This window comes from Methylobacterium sp. J-001, from assembly GCF_022829565.1.
Lineage (GTDB): Bacteria > Pseudomonadota > Alphaproteobacteria > Rhizobiales > Beijerinckiaceae > Methylobacterium.
The window spans coordinates 342,175-357,671 of the sequence record NZ_JAKSYN010000200.1 but is presented as its reverse complement, the minus strand read 5'-3'; the positions used below and the strand labels follow the sequence as shown (position 1 = coordinate 357,671).

The following is a 15,497-nucleotide window of genomic DNA, read 5'->3' as shown; positions in this document are numbered from 1 at the left end:
CCAAGGGGTTGGTCTCCGGTCCGACTTTGCCAGACGTTTGGCCCTGGTCGAGATCGACGTGCTGGTCGCGCAGGCGCTTGGCCTCACGCTCGAACAACTCATCGAGATGTACCGGACCCAGTTCCATGTCCTCGACGAGAACGAGCGCGGGACTTGGTACGATCTCAACGGCCGCATCGTCTGGACCTGCTCGAAGGGACTGAGCGGCCTCGGATGGCGCAAGCCGGACGGAAAGAAACCGAGCGCCCGTGATTGGGTCGAATTCTATGCCGACAAGCCCGAGGGCGAGTCCCTCGACTGCGAGTTGACGGTCGACTTCCTTCCCGAAGGACCGACCACGATCACGCGCAGCTATCCGGCGCCGTTCGTCACCTGTGATCGCGAGGCCGACTATCGGCGCGCATGGGCCTTCTTCTCCGCCCAGAACATGAAGAAGGCTGCCTGACCATGCTTCCTTCGATCCTGGCACGTCAGGTCCGGAACGGCGTGGAGGACCAGCTTCGCGCCACGTTCGCCCCGTCGTCGCCGGGGTTCCACGATCTCATCGAACGCTTCGTGGGCGAGCGCGACAGCTTGGTCAAAGGCCCCTGGCTGTCCCTGGACATGCCCTTCAGGCGCAGCGGACGGGTCGGGGAGTTCTTCCCGGCCATCTCGATGGGCTTCAAGCCGTACAAGCATCAGGAACTGGCGTTCCAGCGTCTCTCGTCGGACCGCCCCAGGTCCACGCTGGTCGCGACCGGTACCGGTTCGGGCAAGACGGAATGCTTCCTGCTGCCCATCCTGGACGCCTGCCGCAAGGCCAGGTCGGAGGGGGGCATCAAGGCAATCTTCGTCTACCCGATGAACGCCCTGGCAGCGGACCAAGCACGCCGCATCGCCAGGTTGATCGCGAAGACGCCGGGACTGAAGGGTTTGAGGGTCGGCCTCTACGCCGACGAACGTTCGAAGCATCCTACGAACGGAATGACCGATCACAGCGTGATCGATGACCGGACGACCTTGATCGGAAACCCGCCGGACATCCTGCTCACGAACTACAAGATGCTGGATTACATGCTCGTCCGACCGGACGAGCGCTCGATCTGGGGCGGGGAGGGGAAACCCGCGCCGCTCCGATATCTGGTCGTCGACGAACTCCACACCTTCGACGGGGCGCAGGGCACCGACCTAGCGAGCCTCGTCCGTCGATTGAAGGCCCGTCTCGCCATAAGCCGCGGAGACCTTTGCTGCGTCGGGACATCGGCCACACTGGGTGGCCCCGAAGCGGTCGACGACCTGATCGCATACGCGGCGGAGATCTTCGACGAGCCGTTCGACAAGGACTCGATCGTCCTGGAGGACCGGCATTCGGTCATGGAGTACCTCCAACCCCTCCAGGTCGAATATTTCGACGTGCCCACCGAGGCCGACGCGCGGTCGGTTGTCGAGGCCATCGACGATATCCTACCCGACGAGCTCGTGCGCCGGGCCTTCAGGCTGTGGTTCGACCAACCTCCGGGTGATCTTTCCGAGATCGACGGTCGTTTCGCGCTGGGGAGGATGATCGACGCGAACCTCTTCTTCCAGAACCTCCTGAAGGTCATGAAAGGGCGTCCGACCTCGTATACCACCCTCCGTGAGGAGCTTCGCGGCAACCGGCTCTACCGCGTCTTCACCGATATCCATCTGGATGCATTGCTCGACACCCTCACGGCGTTGATCGCCCATGCGCGACGCGCCGATCCGGACGTGTGGGACGAGCATGGACGGCCGATGGCGTTGCCGTTCTTCAACGTCCGCAACCAGCTCTGGCTTCGCGAGATGCGCCGCATGGTCGCGACCGTCGAGGCATCGCCCTGGCTAAGGCACCACGACGACCTCGGGCAGGACGAGCAGAGGCGGGCCCTCCCGGTCATCCATTGCCGTGGCTGCGGGGGCGCGGGCTGGGCGACGGTGATGCCGGCCGACGAACGGCGCGCGCTCTGCGCCGAACCCAAGGACGTCTACCAGGCGTACTTCGGGTACTCCGACCGGTTGAGGTTCCTCCTGCCCGAGGAACCGGTGCCAAGGACCAAGAGGAAGCTCTCCAAGCAGACCCTCGGGGCGTGGCTGTGCACACGGTGCCTGGTGCCGCACTACGACGGGAAGCCTGAGAAGGGCTGCAGCTCCTGCAAGGCGGAGCCCACCTCGCTCATCGAGCTCTTCGTCCATAAGCCCGGCCATCTCGCCGACGAGCGCTTCCGGGTCGATCACGATTGCCCGTTCTGCGGCAGCCCGAGCGGGATGGGCATCCTTGGGGCTCAGTCGGTCACCATGGTCTCAGGGATGGTCGGCACCCTCTTCGCCTCGGATCACAACGACGACCCCAAGATTTTGACCTTCTCGGACTCGGTGCAGGACGCCGCGCACCGGGGTGCCGTCCTGCAGGCGAGGAACGCCTCAAGCGTGTTCCGCGCGGCGCTGTCCCGCTTCGTGTGCGAGGAGGTGGTCGCAGACCTCGGGACCGTCTCCGGGCGCGCCCCGGACGCGATGAAGGCCGCGCTCGGACCCGGCGCCGACGACGCCGACTTCGTCGCCACGTACCTGCCCCCCGACATGGAATGGCGCGACGATTACCGGAAGCTCCTCGGGGCCGACGAGCTCCCGGCCAGGAGCAAGCTTCCCGATTACCTGCGCGAGCGCCTCGCGTGGGACACCTTCGCGGAGCTGACGTTCAGGTCCCGCCTGGGCGCGACCGTCGAACGTCTCGGCATCGTCGCGACCCACGTGAGCGTGGAAGCCATCGAGAGGGTGGTGAACGAGTTCGGCCTCCGGATGCCCGAGGCCCTCGGGAGCGCGGCGGACGCCATCGAGCCGCGGGACATCGTCCACTTCGTTGTCGGCGTGCTCGACCACATGAGGGCCAGGGGAGCGGTCGTCACGGACGTCACCCGGATCTACGTCGGACACGAGGCCCGATGGTTCGCGGTGACCAAGGGACATCCGTCAGGGAAGTCCCTGCCGCAGTACGCGCCGGCGTCGCCGAAGCCGGTCTTCCCGTCCAACCGCATCCTGAAGGGCTTCGAGACTGTCGCGAGCGACGGCGTGGGCGGCTGGTACGTGCCCTGGTTCCACAAGTGCTTCGACCACGCCCTCACGTTGACGGGCACGCTCTTTAGGGACGCCTACCAGCTCCTCTTCAGGATCATGGAGCGGCAAGGCATCGCCGAGCGCGTCACGGTGGGCTTGGGGCGCGACCCCGTCACGAACGCGGCCTGGGGGCTGCTGCCCGAAGCGATCCAGGTCCACACGGATACCCAGCAGGTCCGCTGCGACGCCTGCGGGTCGGACCACAACGTCCCGACCTCGGCGACCGTATCCTGGGTTGGGATGCCGTGCACCCGCGTCGGATGCAACGGCAGCCTCGAACTGGCCGAGAACGGCGCGAGGACCGCCATCCGCACCCGCGTGATGACCAGGGGGCGGGTCAAGCGCGTTCTCTCCGCGGAGCACACGAGCCTGCTCGACCGCGAGGAGCGCCAGCGGGTCGAGGAGCGGTTCATGTCCGCCACGCCTCGCACCTGGTATCCGAACCTCCTCTCGGCGACGCCCACCCTTGAGATGGGCATCAACATCGGCGACCTCTCGACCCTGATCCTCTGCTCCGTCCCCCCCGAGCAACAGAACTACGTCCAGCGCATCGGCCGCACGGGGCGTCGCGACGGGAACTCCCTGAACGTGACGGTGGCCAACGGCCGGCCCCACGACATGTGGTACTGGACGGACCCCCAGGAGATGATCTCCGGCAAGGTCCGCACGCCCGGCGTCCACCTCAAGGCCGTGGCCATCCTGAAGCGCCAGTTCGCCGCCTACACCCTCGATTGCTGGGTCAAGGAAGGTGCGGCGTCGAAGGGCTACGGCAAGATCGGCGGCGCCTTGGCGGCGATCCAGACGGGGGACCGCGCCTCGTTCCCGCTCTCGTGGTTCGAGTACCTCGCCGGATCCGGGAAAGCGGAGGCGCTCTTCGATGGCTTCTGCGGCCTGTTCCCGCGGATCCGGGACGACAGCGAGACGGCGGAGACGCTGAGGGCCTTCGCGGTCGGGGGTGAGGACGCAGGGCTGACCCACCTCGTGGCGTCCGAGTACGTGGATGCCGGCAAGGAGATCGCGTCGGTCCTCAAGCGGGTCAACGACTGCGGCAACCTGATCAAGCGCCTCGGCGCGATGGTCCCGCCGCCCCTGGACGTCGACCAGCAGGTCGACGCCCTGAAGGCGGAGAGGAGCGCGCTGCGTCGCATCAAGCAGGGGATCGAGCAGGGCGACAACCTGGGCTTCCTGACCGACCGCGGCATCCTTCCCAACTATGCCTTCCCCGAGCAGGGGGTGACCCTCAAGTCCGTCCTCTATCGTTCCGAGCCCTCGGACGACGCGAACAACGAGCCGGCGGTCACCGAGTACATGCGGCCGGCGGCGGCGGCGCTGTCCGACTTCGCGCCGAACGCGGTCTTCTACGCGCAGGGCCGGAAGATGAGGATCGACCAGATCGACCTCTCCGCCTCGCCCGTCGAGCAGTGGCGGGTCTGCCCGGAATGCACGCACATCGAGCTCGACCAGGTCGGGACGACCGAGGCGCCATGCCCGTGCTGCGCCTCGCCGATGTGGGCCGACACCGGCTCGCGACGGCCGATGATCCGCCTGAAGCAGGTGCTCGCGATCGGCAGCGACCGGAAGTCACGGATCGGGGACGACGCCGACGAGCGCGACCGCCACTACTTCGACCGGGACTACCTGCCCGCATTCGAACGGGACCAGGTCGGTGACGCCTATGCCATCGACAACGGCGAGGCCCCCTTCGCCTACGAACACCTTCGCCGCTGCACCTTCCGGGAGGTCAACTTCGGAGAGCGCGGCGACGCACCGACCGGCCAGAAGGTGGCTGGGGAGAAGCGGTACGGTCACGGGTTCTCGATCTGTCGGAGCTGCGGCAAGGTCCAGGCCGGTGACGAGTTCTGGAAGAGGAAGCGCGAAGGATCGAAGCTCGGCGTCCACGTGCCTCGCTGCTAGGAGGTGAAGTCCGAGAGCGCCGACACCTACGTGTCCGTCGTCTATCTCTACCGGGAGTTCACCTCCGAGGCGATCAGGATGCTGCTGCCGCTCGCGGCCGCGGACGATGCCGACGCCGTCAAGTCGCTGCGCGCCGCCATCGACCTCGGCCTCCGACTGCATTTCAGGGGCAAGGTGGATCACCTGCGCTCATCTCTGGTCGAGACGAAGGAAGGGCCCCTCAGCCGGCGCCATCTCTACGTCTACGACACCGTCCCGGGTGGCACCGGATACCTCAAGCAGCTCGCGACGAAGCCGGAGGAACTCCGGTCGGTCTTCGCGCACGCCTTCGAGCACATGCGGACCTGCGTCTGCAACGACGACCCGGCGAAGGACGGGTGCCCACGATGTATCCGCTCGCACGCCGCGACCTTCGGGCGGGGCGAGATCTCCCGCGATGCGGCCATGCGGATCCTGGCCGACATCATCGCCGGCTGGGACAGCCTCAAGCCCATCGCCACCGTAAACGAGATCAAGTTCAACAAGCTGATCGAGAGCAACCTGGAATACCGGTTCCTGCTGCGTTTCGAGCATGACGTGAAGGCGTCGGATGGCGGCAAGTTCGCCAAGATCGTCATCTCGGGCAAGCCTGGCTACGCCGTCACGTACGGGAGCGGCAAGTGGCGCCTCGAACCGCAGGTCGACCTCCATAAGGTCTATCCAGACGTCCCGAAGACGCGGGCCGATTTCGTGCTCTGGCCCGCGGTGCCGCAGGAGGGGCTCAGGCCCGTCGCCATCTATGTCGACGGTTGGACCCACCATGCCGACATCGTCCCCTACGACCTGACGCTGCGGCAGCGGCTCGTCAGGAGCGGCAGGGTCCACGTCTGGTCCGCCTCGAAGAACGACGTCGAGCAGGGCGCGAGCTCGCCATCGGCGCATTTCTGGGACCCCCTGGCGAAGCTGCCCCACGACGCCCTGGCGAAATTGGCCGACGGCCAGGAGCGGGTCACCGAGATGCGGGCGGCAGTGGACGAGCCGCCATTCCTCCAGTTCCTTCGACTGGTCCGGGAGGCCGACCCCTCCAGATGGACGAGGAGGGCGGAATCCGTCGCCGCCGGCCTGATGCTCCTCGGTCGGGCGAGCGGCCGGGATCCGGTTGCGCTGTTCGATGCCGTGGAGGCGATGGCCGGCGATGGCGGTCGGGCCACGTTGGAGGATCTCGTCGGGAACCACCTCCTCGGCAAGGTCGAGGAAGCGGCCGTGGGGGCCGTCGCCGTCGCCATTGCGCAGGCGTGGAAGCCGCCCGCGTGGCCCCGGGCCGACGAGGTGACCGTGGTCGCCGGCTTCGAGCGGCGGACAACGATATCGCCACACGGGCAGGCGGCATGGAACGGGGGACTTCGCCTCCTCAACCTGCTTCAGTTCCTGCCGTCGTTCTACGTCGGTTGCGCGGAGGGGCTTGATCTACCCGCCATGGAGCAGCCGTCGCCCAAGCCCGGCCCGGCCACGGCGGATGCGGCCTGGGCGGAGGTCGAGGAACTGGCGCTTCCCGAGCTCAAGGGGCTCATCGTCTCCCTGCGCCTGCGCACGCCACCGGTGCCCGTTCCCGAGGCGCTTTACGAGGTCGCGTCGGAGGACGGGCTCGTGCATGGCACCCTCGAACTGGCATGGCCGGACATCCGGCGCGGCGTCGTGATCGACCCCGCGCTCGCCGACGTGTTCCCGGGTTGGGACGTGGTCGTCTACACCGGCCAGGAAGACGTGCTCACCGACGTGATGGGGGTTGCGGCATGACCGCCAGGAAGCGCGACGTCCACATCATGATCGACGCCCTCATGGCCCAGAACCGGCTGCCGAGGGCCGTGCAGGACAAGGCCGCCAAGCTGATCCTGCAGCTCAAAAACGATCCCGGCGCCAACGGCATCAACTTCGAGAAGGTTGTGAACGCCCGCGACCGGCACATGAGGTCGGCGCGCATAGACCAGAACCACCGTGCCATCATCTACGACCGCGGCGGCGCGCTTGTTGTGATGTGGATGGACGAGCACGACGCCGCCTATAAATGGGCGATCAACCGGGTCGTCGACGTCAATCCCGTGACCTCGGCGGTCCAGGTCACCGACATGACCCTGGTGGAGGCCGCCGCCGAACCGCGCACGGCGAGCCCCGCCACCCTGGAAGCCAGCCCGCTCTTCGCAGCCATCAAGGATGCCGACCTCGCTCGGCTCGGTATCCCGGTAGCCCTGATCCCCGCCATCCGGGCCATCCGATCCGACGCGGAGTTGGAGGAGGCCGGCAAGGGCATCCCCGCCGACGTGTACGACGTCCTCATCTGCCTCGCGGCAGACTTCTCGGTCGACGAGACGTTGGAGGAGCTGGAGCGCGGTAAGTCCAAGCCCGTCTCGGACGACGATTTCGCCGCCGCCCTGCGCACCGACGAGAGCCGCCGGTCGTTCTGGCTCGTCGAGGACGACGACGAGCTGCAGCGGATGCTGGACGAGCCGTTGGAGTTCTGGCGCATCTTCCTGCATCCCTCCCAGCGCCGGCTCGTCGAGCAGGCCTGGAGCGGCCCGGTGCTCGTGCGGGGTGGTGCGGGCACGGGCAAGACGGTGGTCGCGATGCATCGCGCCCGTCATGTCGCCCAGAGCCTCGTGGACAGGGGCGACGCGAACGGTCGCGTCCTCTTCACGACCTTCACGTCGAACCTGGCCGCGGACGTCCGGGCGGACCTCAGGAACCTGTGCTCGGCGGACCAGATGACCCGGATCGAGGTCACCCACCTGGATGGATGGGTCACCGACTTCCTGCGGAAGCAAGGCTATGCTCGGGAGATCCTGTACGCCGAGGACGGGAGACAGAAGGAGGCCTGGGATCACGCCATCCTTGCCAAGGGCAAGGACATCGGCCTCGGCGTCGAGTTCCTGAGAGACGAGTGGCGGCAGGTCGTCCAGGCGAACGGCATCAAGGACCTGGCATCCTACCTTCGGGTACAGCGGGCCGGGCGGGGTACCCCCATCGACCGCCGCACCAAGGAAAGGGTCTGGGCGATCTTCGCGGCCTACCGGGCCCGCCTCGACGCGGAAGGCCTGTCAGAGCCCGAGGACGCCTACCGCGACGCCCGCGAGATCCTGCAGAACAAGCCCGCGCTGCTACCGTACAGGGCGGTTGTGGTCGACGAGGCACAGGATCTCGGCATGCAGGCCTTCCAACTCGTCGCCGAGCTGGCGCCTAAGGTCGAGGGCGCAGCGGCGCCGGGGAGCATCTTCATCGTGGGTGACGCTCACCAGCGCATCTATGGCCGCCGCGCGTCGATGACGAAGTGCGGCATCAACGTCCGCGGCCGCAGCAGAAAGCTTCGCATCTGCTACCGCACCTCGGACGAGATCCGGCGTTTCGCGGAGGCCATCGTCCAGGGCGTGCCCGTGGACGATCTCGACGAGGCCACCGACGACCTGAAGGGCTATCGCAGCCTGTTCCATGGTCCGGAGCCGGAGATGATCTCGGCATCCTCGTCCGCCGCGGGCATGGCGGAATTGTCAACGTGGATAGAGCGGTGCCGGGAGCAGGGGATCGAGGACGGCGAGATCTGCGTCTTGGCACGGACCAACGACCTCGTACGCAACGCCGCCGAGGCCCTACGCGGGAGCGGCCATTCGGTCGTGACGTTGGCGAGGAAGACGGCCGACGACCGTAGCAAGCCCGGTGTCCGCGTCGGCACCATGCATCGCGCCAAGGGGCTCGAATTCGCGGCCATCGCCCTGGTCGAGGTCAACGACGGCATCATACCGCCGAAGTGGCTGCTGGATGCCGCGCCGGACGCCGCGATCAGGCGAGCCGTCGTGGATGCGGACAAGGCACTGCTTCACGTCTCGGCGACACGTGCGAAGAAGCGCCTGCTGATCCTCACGACCGGCACGCCCAGCCATTTGCTTCCGCCGACAGTACAAGAAGCGGCGTAGGGCAGCTCAGTGGTTTAAAGGCGGGGAGCAGGGATCGATGGATTATTCGGTCAGGATTTCGGACGAAGTTCTTGAAAGCATGTCTTTGGCGGCCATCGAGGCATACTGCCTGGGAGACGGCAACAAAAAGAACAAGGAAAAGATAGAGACGCTAGGGTATATATGGGGATTTAAGCGCGTCGAAGCAGAGCATACCGTATTCTTTATTTCAAAGTTTTCAATAAGCATATCAGCTCTGAGAAATTCCAGTTGGGTTGCCCCAAATCCTCATGCGCTCACGTTGAAAAATGCTTTCGTGAAAAGGTGGTCGCCTCAGTTGACGCTCTTGGGCGATTTCCATACCCACCCTTATGATGATCTCACTGACGTGAAACGGAATACCGGTTTTGAATTTTCAGATTCTGATTTCATACATTTTAAAAATGAGGATGAAATCTGGAATGACAGCAATGATCAGCCACTGATGCTGGCCATGACAATTTGTCGACTGACGCGTGTGCGGGATAGCTGGGCCACACAACCGCGGGATAACGTCTGCAGCTACTCAGTTGGTGAGTTTAGGTTTTGGGTGAATGCTTCAGTCGGTTTTTTGAACGAAGATGGAGAAAGAGATTGCACGGGCAACGCTCGTTCGCCCGTTTTTGTTGACCTAAACTCGCGTTTCTTCAACATGAGCGGCGATCGGGTCCAGGAACGGCTTGAAGCGATCTAATACCTTCGGTGGCGAATTTTTCTAGAGGATAGCGACCCGGTCACGTTGCTATACCGAGTAGCTCGCCCACGGAGCGCTTAGGCCCGGGGCGAGCAGGTTGGCGCGAATGCCACCGGGGAACCACCGGCACATATGCGTTCGTTTCCTCGCCGACCTTACTCGTCCTACGCCAACTTTACGTTCGTCCTGCACAAGCCGCCGCCGGAGGTCGCGTCGCCCTTGACGCTTCATTGGAGTTGTTCTAATTAAGAACTGAGACAGGCCAACTCGACGACCTGCCGAAGCCTTCACGACGACGGAGAGACACCATGACCGGTACCGCGAACGCCGCGTGCGAGAGCTGCCGCTTCTTCGACGATCACAAGCTTAACGGCGCGCAGGCGCAGGGCGACGAGGGTCTCTGCCGCTTCAATCCGCCGGTCAGCCAGCCCGCACCGCAGTCCAAGGGTCTGTGGCCGGTGGTGGCCTCCAAGGATTGGTGTGGCCACTTCACCGCCGAAATGACCGCGGCCGAATAATCGGATCGCACGGCGTATCGACTGCGGACCGGATTTGCGTCCATCCCCGCGCAATCCGGCCACGGGATATTCCGTGATGATCCGGGCGCGATCGCCCGGCCCCTCGGGGTGATCGCGCATTGCCGGTCTGAGCGTCGGGCAGATAGAAGTGGACCGTGACCCACACGATCCGCCCAGCGATCGAAGCCGATCTCCCGGCCATCGCATCCATCTACGGCGATGCCGTCAGCACCGGCACGGCCAGCTTCGAATTGGAGCCGCCGAGCGTCGTTGAGATGGCTCGCCGTTTCGCTGTCCTGAACGAGGGCGGCTTCCCGTATCTCGTGGCTGTCCGGGATGGCACGGTGGCCGGCTACGCCTATGCCGGCCCTTATCACCAGCGCGCGGCGTACCGCTCGACCCTCGAGGATTCGATCTATGTCGCGCGGTCAGCCCGGGGCGAAGGATTCGGCCGCGCCCTGCTCACCGCGTTGATCGCCGAGAGCGAGCGCATTGGTGGCCGGACGATGGTCGCGGTCATCGCCGAGAGCGACGGCACCGCCTCCGTTGCGCTGCATGCCGGCCTCGGGTTCACGCCGGTCGGCACCCTGGCAGGCGTTGGCTACAAGCATGGCCGCTGGCTCGACGTGACTCTGATGCAGCGGCCGCTCGGGCCCGGCCGCAGCGCACCGCCTACGCGTGCCTGAACCATCCGCCATCGATACGAAGACTTGCCAATACGCCTCAGCCCAAGGCTGCGCCGTCATGATGCGGACAAGTTCGCGCGGGACAGGGCGGGCAGGACGCGCGCGTCGCCAGGTTCTGGACCCGGCGACAGCGCGATGACGCGACCGAGGGGACTTTCCGCATGGCGGGTGGTTGCGCTCCTTCAGGGTCGCGAGGCAAGGGAGTTCGGGTATGACGATGTCTTCGATCGGTCGGCGGATCGCGCCGCTCGCGGTCCTTGCGCTCGCCGCGCTGGCGGCTCCCGCGCAAGCCGCGGCTCCGGCCGACCCCAGCGGCACCTATCTGACCGAAGACGGCCGCGCCCGCGTTCGCCTCGAGAAGTGCGGTGCGGGCAACGACCGTCTGTGCGGCTACGTGGTGTGGCTGAAGGTTCCGCTCAACGATAAGGGCGAGCCGCGGATCGACTTCAAGAATCCCGACCCGAAGAAGCAGGCGCGCCCATCCCTCGGTCACCAGTTGATCATGGGTCTGAAGCCGAACGCTGACGCCCATTACGAGGGCAAGATCTACAATTCCGAGGACGGCAAGTCCTACGACGTGACGATCTGGACGGACGCGCCCAACGAGTTGACGGTGCGTGGCTGCCTGATCGCGTTCCTGTGCAAGTCGCAGACCTGGAACAAGGTCGTCGACCTCGCGCCTGGCCAGCTCACAGGACCCACCAACGCCCCGAACGGCCCGCGCAGCGATCCGGAATTCGCCGCGGGGTCGAAGCCCACCGCCAAGGCGGGCGCGAAGCCGCCGTCGAAGCCAGCCGCCGCGGACGCTCCCGCTCCGCAATAAGCAGGATGCGCGGCCCTCAATCGTCGAGGGCCGCGTAGGTCAGCACGCGCAGTTCCCTCCGGATCGGCAGGGCCGAAGACGGCACAAGCTGCGTCATGAGCACGACCGAGAGATCCTCGGCTGGGTCTATCCAAAAGGCCGTCGAGGCCAAGCCGCCCCAGGCGACCTCGCCGGGCGTGCCGAGGATCTGGGCCCGGGCAGGGTCGAGCATCACTGAGAAGCCGAGGCCGAAGCCGATTCCAGTGTAGGAAGTCTCAGCGAAGCGTGGCGTGCCCATGGCCGCAAGATCCCCCGATAAGTGATTGGCCAGCATCAGCGCCACGGTCTTTCGGCCGAGCAATCGATTTCCATCAAGCGTCCCTTGGTTGAGGATCATCCGGCAGAAGCGCTGGTAATCGGCCGCGGTCGAGACGAGACCGCCGCCGCCCGAGGCGATGGCCGGCGGTTGCGCGAAGACAGTCTCAACGGAATCGTCGAATTGTCTGAGCTGGCGCGCGCGGTCATACGCGTAGGTCGCGCAGAAGCGCGGCATCAGCTCCGGGCGGACATAAAAGTCGGTGTCGACCATGCCGAGGGGCGCGATGACCTCCTCCCGCAGGTAATCGGCGAAGGGGCGCCCGGTGAGAGTGGCCACGTACTGGCCGAGCACGTCGGTGGCGACGCTGTAGTTCCACGCGCTACCCGGCTGGGCTAACAGTGGCAGCGCTGCGACCCGTCGGGTCATTTCGGCGAGGCTGCCCTCGCGCGCCAGAAAATCCACGCCGTGCTCGCGATATTGGGCATCGACGAGAGTCGCCTCCATGAAGCCGTAGGTCAGGCCCGCCGTATGGGTGAGAAGGTCGCGCACGGTGATCGGTCGGCGAGCCGGCTCGGTCTCGATCTTCGACCGGTTGCCGCCCACGGCGACGCGCATCTCGGCAAACTCCGGCAGCACCCGCGCGACAGCATCGTCGAGCTGGAAGCGGCCTTGCTCATAGAGTTGCATGACGGCCACCGAGGTGAGCGGCTTGGTCATCGAATAGATTCGGGTCACCGTATCCAGGGTGAACGGCGTGGCGCGGGTCAGATCCGCTTGGCCGCAGGCGCGGGCGAAGGCCACGCGGCCGCGTCGAGCCACGGTGACAGACAGTCCAGCGAGTCGACCGTCCGCAACCAGCCGGTCCATCCAAGGCACGATCCGGGCGAGCCCGTCCGGGCTGAGGCCTGCACCCTTGGGATCGATCGCAGTCAGCGCGCTCATGTCGTCTCCTTCGGCCGGTGAGGCTCGATCAGGAGGATAAAGCGCGCTCCGGTGAGATCACCAGCCCATCGTGCCCGGGCTACCCTTGAACGGGCCAACGATGCCGGGCGTGATCCAGCCGCCGTAGAAGGTCCCCGGCTGGGGCGTGACCCGTGCGGCTCCCACGAAACAGGAATCCATCGGCAGCGCATAAAAGGCTACATAGCCGGCAATGGCATCGAAACCGGGCGTCGGCTCCGGGTAGGACCAGGCAGCGCTGGGCGCCAGCCGGTCGCCGCCATGCACGTCGAACAGCACGGCCTGCCCCTTCCACTCGCAAATGCCACCGCGACGCGGACCCGAGAGTACGCCGGCCGTTACATCACAGGGCGGTAAGTAGTAGGTCGGTGGGTGGGCGGTCTCCAGAACCCGGTAGCCCGCAGTCGTTTCAGCGATCACGGCACCGCCGAGCACCACCTGCAATCGCTCCGCCACCCGTTCCAGCCGCGGCGGGCGTGGATAATCCCATACGCTCTCATCGCCGGGGGCGGTCGGGTCGGGGATCGGGCGTGAGATCGGTCTAGCCATGACGTTTCCGGCGTATATCGTATCCGGTTGAAGCGATAGGTTGAGGCCCATAGCCGTTTCTCGCGCCGTCGTCGCATGCTAGCGCGTGCCGGACGCTTACCGCCCGGGACCGACCGCGATGGACATCGCCCTCTTCCTCGACTTCGATGGAACCCTCGCCGAGATCGCGCCGCGGCCGGATGCCGTGCTGGTCGAGCCTGGCTTGGTCGAGACCCTCGAACGCCTGCGCGATCGGCTGGGCGGGGCGCTGGCGATCGTCACCGGCCGTCCGGTCACGGTGATCGACGGCTTCCTGGGCCCCGCGCGCCTCGATGCGGCCGGGCTTCACGGCGTCGAGCGCCGGGTCGGCGGGGCGCTGTCGGGCGGCCGCGCCGAGGATCATCCGGAGCTGCGACGGCAGGTGGAGCGCCTGCACACGGAGAGCCGGGGGTTCGACAACGTGCTGATCGAGGACAAGGGCGCCTCGGTGGCGGTGCATTGGCGTCTCGCGAACCCGGAGGATGCCGGCCGGGCCGAGGCGCTGGTCAGGGACACGGCCGAGGCCCTCGGGGGAGCCTATCGGCTCCAGCTCGGCAAGGCTGTGGGCGAGATTGTCCCGGCGCAAGCGACCAAGGCTCACGCGATCCGCGCCTTCCTGGAGCACGCCCCCTATGCCGGCCGCCGGCCGGTCTTCTTCGGCGACGACCGCACCGATGAGATCGCCTTCGCTTCGGTGGAGGAGGATGGCGGCATCGCCGTCCGGATCGGCGACGGCGACACCGTGGCGAGCCGCCGCCTGCCCGACCCGGCCGCCGTCCGCGCCCTCCTGCGGGACTGGGCGGAGCGCGGCACGATCGATCCCGAGGCCCTGCCTCCGGCCTGAGGCCGCCCTATCCTTCGTTAGACGACGGTAGGCACGTGTCCTGCCTGTCGTGAGCCAGCTCAGGAAAAGGCCCTTCGTCGATGTTCGAGTTTCCGGTTCTGATCGGTGACATCGGTGGCACGAACGCCCGTTTCGGCCTGATCGCCGAGAAGGGTGCCGAGCCCCAGCTTCTCTCGCACGAAGCGACCGCCGACCATCCGGATCCGTCGCACGCCATCAAGGCGGCGCTGGCCAAGGGCGGCGATGCTCTGCCGCCGCCGCGTTCGACCATTCTGGCGATGGGCGGGCGGGTCGATGGGCCGGAGCCCCAGCTCACCAACGCGCATTGGCGGATTGGCGGCGAGCGCATCGCGAAGGATTTCGGGCTCTCCTCGGCGGTGGTGGTGAACGACTACGTGCCCGTCGCGGCCGGCGCGGCCGATATCGAGCCCCACGACCTCACGCCGGTCGGGCCCAGTCCGACGATACCGGGCGGCGCCCGGGTCGTGCTCGGGCCCGGCACCGGCTTCGGAGCTGCCGCCCTGGTGCCCTACTCAGCCCACCTCGCCATCGTCTCCACCGAGGCCGGCCACACCGATTTCGGCCCAGCGGACGCATTCGAGGAGAAAGTCTGGCACGCGCTGGAGCGCGTGGAGGAGCGCATCACCGTCGAGGCGGTATTGTCGGGGCCGGGCCTCGCGCGGCTACATGCGGCGGTGGCGCATGTCCGCTCCGGCCAGCCGCACGAGAAGCTCGATCCGGCAGCCGTGACCGAGGCTGGTCTCAACGCTTCGGACCCGCACGCGGCGGAAGCTTTGGAGCTGTTCGGCCGACTGCTCGGCCGGGTCTGCGGCGACCTCGCCCTGACCTTCCTCGCTACCAGCGGCGTCTATATCGGCGGCGGCATCGCGCCCCGCATCGTTACGGTGCTGGAGGAGAGCGGGTTTCGCGAGGCGTTTGAGCGCAAAGCGCCGTTCGCCGAGATGATGCGCCAGATTCCGACCAGCGTCATCACCGTCCACGATCCGGCCTTCAAGGGCCTGGCCGCCCTCGCCAATGAGGGCCGGCGCTTCGTCTATCACGGGCAGGTTTGGCGGAAGGAGAGCTGACAGAGCTTCGTCAGGCGGCCCACAGGGCCACCTGACGG

The 15,497-nt window shown here is 66.4% G+C and carries 12 protein-coding genes; 10 read left to right on the top strand and 2 right to left on the bottom strand.

All coding sequences use genetic code 11. The features are described from left to right. Positions 1-37 precede the first annotated feature (37 nt). The 8 genes from MKK65_RS26035 to MKK65_RS26000 all read left to right on the top strand — a co-directional run bounded on the left by MKK65_RS26035 (position 38) and on the right by MKK65_RS26000 (position 11,702). Positions 38-445, top strand: coding sequence for a hypothetical protein (locus MKK65_RS26035; protein ID WP_243960930.1), 408 nt, complete (start codon positions 38-40; stop codon positions 443-445). A gap of 2 nt (positions 446-447) precedes the next feature. Continuing rightward, positions 448-5,022 (top strand): DEAD/DEAH box helicase, encoded by a 4,575-nt coding sequence (locus MKK65_RS26030; RefSeq protein ID WP_243960928.1) that lies wholly within the window; start codon positions 448-450, stop codon positions 5,020-5,022. A 3-nt stretch (positions 5,023-5,025) separates the two neighbouring features. Further along, positions 5,026-6,798, top strand: a complete 1,773-nt coding sequence (locus MKK65_RS26025; RefSeq protein WP_243960927.1) for a DUF1998 domain-containing protein — start codon at positions 5,026-5,028, stop codon at positions 6,796-6,798. Continuing rightward, complete coding sequence (locus tag MKK65_RS26020; protein WP_243960925.1) at positions 6,795-8,963, top strand: UvrD-helicase domain-containing protein; 2,169 nt, start codon at positions 6,795-6,797, stop codon at positions 8,961-8,963. The genes MKK65_RS26025 and MKK65_RS26020 overlap by 4 nt, the downstream gene beginning before the upstream one ends. A gap of 37 nt (positions 8,964-9,000) precedes the next feature. After that, positions 9,001-9,675, top strand: a complete 675-nt coding sequence (locus MKK65_RS26015; protein ID WP_243960923.1) for a hypothetical protein — start codon at positions 9,001-9,003, stop codon at positions 9,673-9,675. A gap of 308 nt (positions 9,676-9,983) precedes the next feature. Further along, positions 9,984-10,193 carry a hypothetical protein gene (locus MKK65_RS26010; protein WP_058191194.1) on the top strand — a complete coding sequence of 70 codons (210 nt, stop codon included), beginning with the start codon at positions 9,984-9,986 and terminating at the stop codon, positions 10,191-10,193. Positions 10,194-10,348: 155 nt separating this feature from the next. Then, a complete protein-coding gene (locus MKK65_RS26005; RefSeq protein WP_243960921.1) occupies positions 10,349-10,879 on the top strand; it encodes a GNAT family N-acetyltransferase in 531 nt (176 codons plus the stop codon). A 211-nt stretch (positions 10,880-11,090) separates the two neighbouring features. After that, the gene (locus MKK65_RS26000; protein WP_243960919.1) at positions 11,091-11,702 is read left to right on the top strand and encodes a DUF2147 domain-containing protein; all 612 of its coding nucleotides are present in this window, start codon (positions 11,091-11,093) and stop codon (positions 11,700-11,702) included. 16 nt (positions 11,703-11,718) lie between these two features. On the opposite strand, the gene MKK65_RS25995 is transcribed toward MKK65_RS26000, so the two are convergent. Beyond that, a complete protein-coding gene (locus MKK65_RS25995; RefSeq protein ID WP_243960915.1) occupies positions 11,719-12,942 on the bottom strand; it encodes a serine hydrolase domain-containing protein in 1,224 nt (407 codons plus the stop codon). Positions 12,943-12,999: 57 nt separating this feature from the next. Continuing rightward, complete coding sequence (locus tag MKK65_RS25990; protein WP_243960913.1) at positions 13,000-13,509, bottom strand: DUF427 domain-containing protein; 510 nt, start codon at positions 13,507-13,509, stop codon at positions 13,000-13,002. A 118-nt stretch (positions 13,510-13,627) separates the two neighbouring features. On the opposite strand from MKK65_RS25990, the gene otsB reads away from it, so the two are divergent. Both otsB and MKK65_RS25980 read left to right on the top strand, forming a co-directional pair. Continuing rightward, entirely contained in the window at positions 13,628-14,371 is a 744-nt protein-coding gene (gene otsB, locus MKK65_RS25985; protein WP_243960911.1) for a trehalose-phosphatase, read from the top strand. Positions 14,372-14,451: 80 nt separating this feature from the next. After that, positions 14,452-15,459 (top strand): glucokinase, encoded by a 1,008-nt coding sequence (locus tag MKK65_RS25980; RefSeq protein WP_243960909.1) that lies wholly within the window; start codon positions 14,452-14,454, stop codon positions 15,457-15,459. The last annotated feature ends 38 nt before the right edge of the window (positions 15,460-15,497 follow it).

Coding starts and splice junctions, on each gene's coding strand:
- MKK65_RS25980 (WP_243960909.1), top strand. CDS start 14,452: ATGTTCGAGTTTCCGGTTCTGATCGGTGACATCGGTGGCACGAACGCC.
- MKK65_RS26030 (WP_243960928.1), top strand. CDS start 448: ATGCTTCCTTCGATCCTGGCACGTCAGGTCCGGAACGGCGTGGAGGAC.
- MKK65_RS25995 (WP_243960915.1), bottom strand. CDS start 12,942: ATGAGCGCGCTGACTGCGATCGATCCCAAGGGTGCAGGCCTCAGCCCG.
- MKK65_RS26000 (WP_243960919.1), top strand. CDS start 11,091: ATGACGATGTCTTCGATCGGTCGGCGGATCGCGCCGCTCGCGGTCCTT.
- MKK65_RS26015 (WP_243960923.1), top strand. CDS start 9,001: ATGGATTATTCGGTCAGGATTTCGGACGAAGTTCTTGAAAGCATGTCT.
- MKK65_RS26010 (WP_058191194.1), top strand. CDS start 9,984: ATGACCGGTACCGCGAACGCCGCGTGCGAGAGCTGCCGCTTCTTCGAC.
- otsB (WP_243960911.1), top strand. CDS start 13,628: ATGGACATCGCCCTCTTCCTCGACTTCGATGGAACCCTCGCCGAGATC.
- MKK65_RS25990 (WP_243960913.1), bottom strand. CDS start 13,509: ATGGCTAGACCGATCTCACGCCCGATCCCCGACCCGACCGCCCCCGGC.
- MKK65_RS26020 (WP_243960925.1), top strand. CDS start 6,795: ATGACCGCCAGGAAGCGCGACGTCCACATCATGATCGACGCCCTCATG.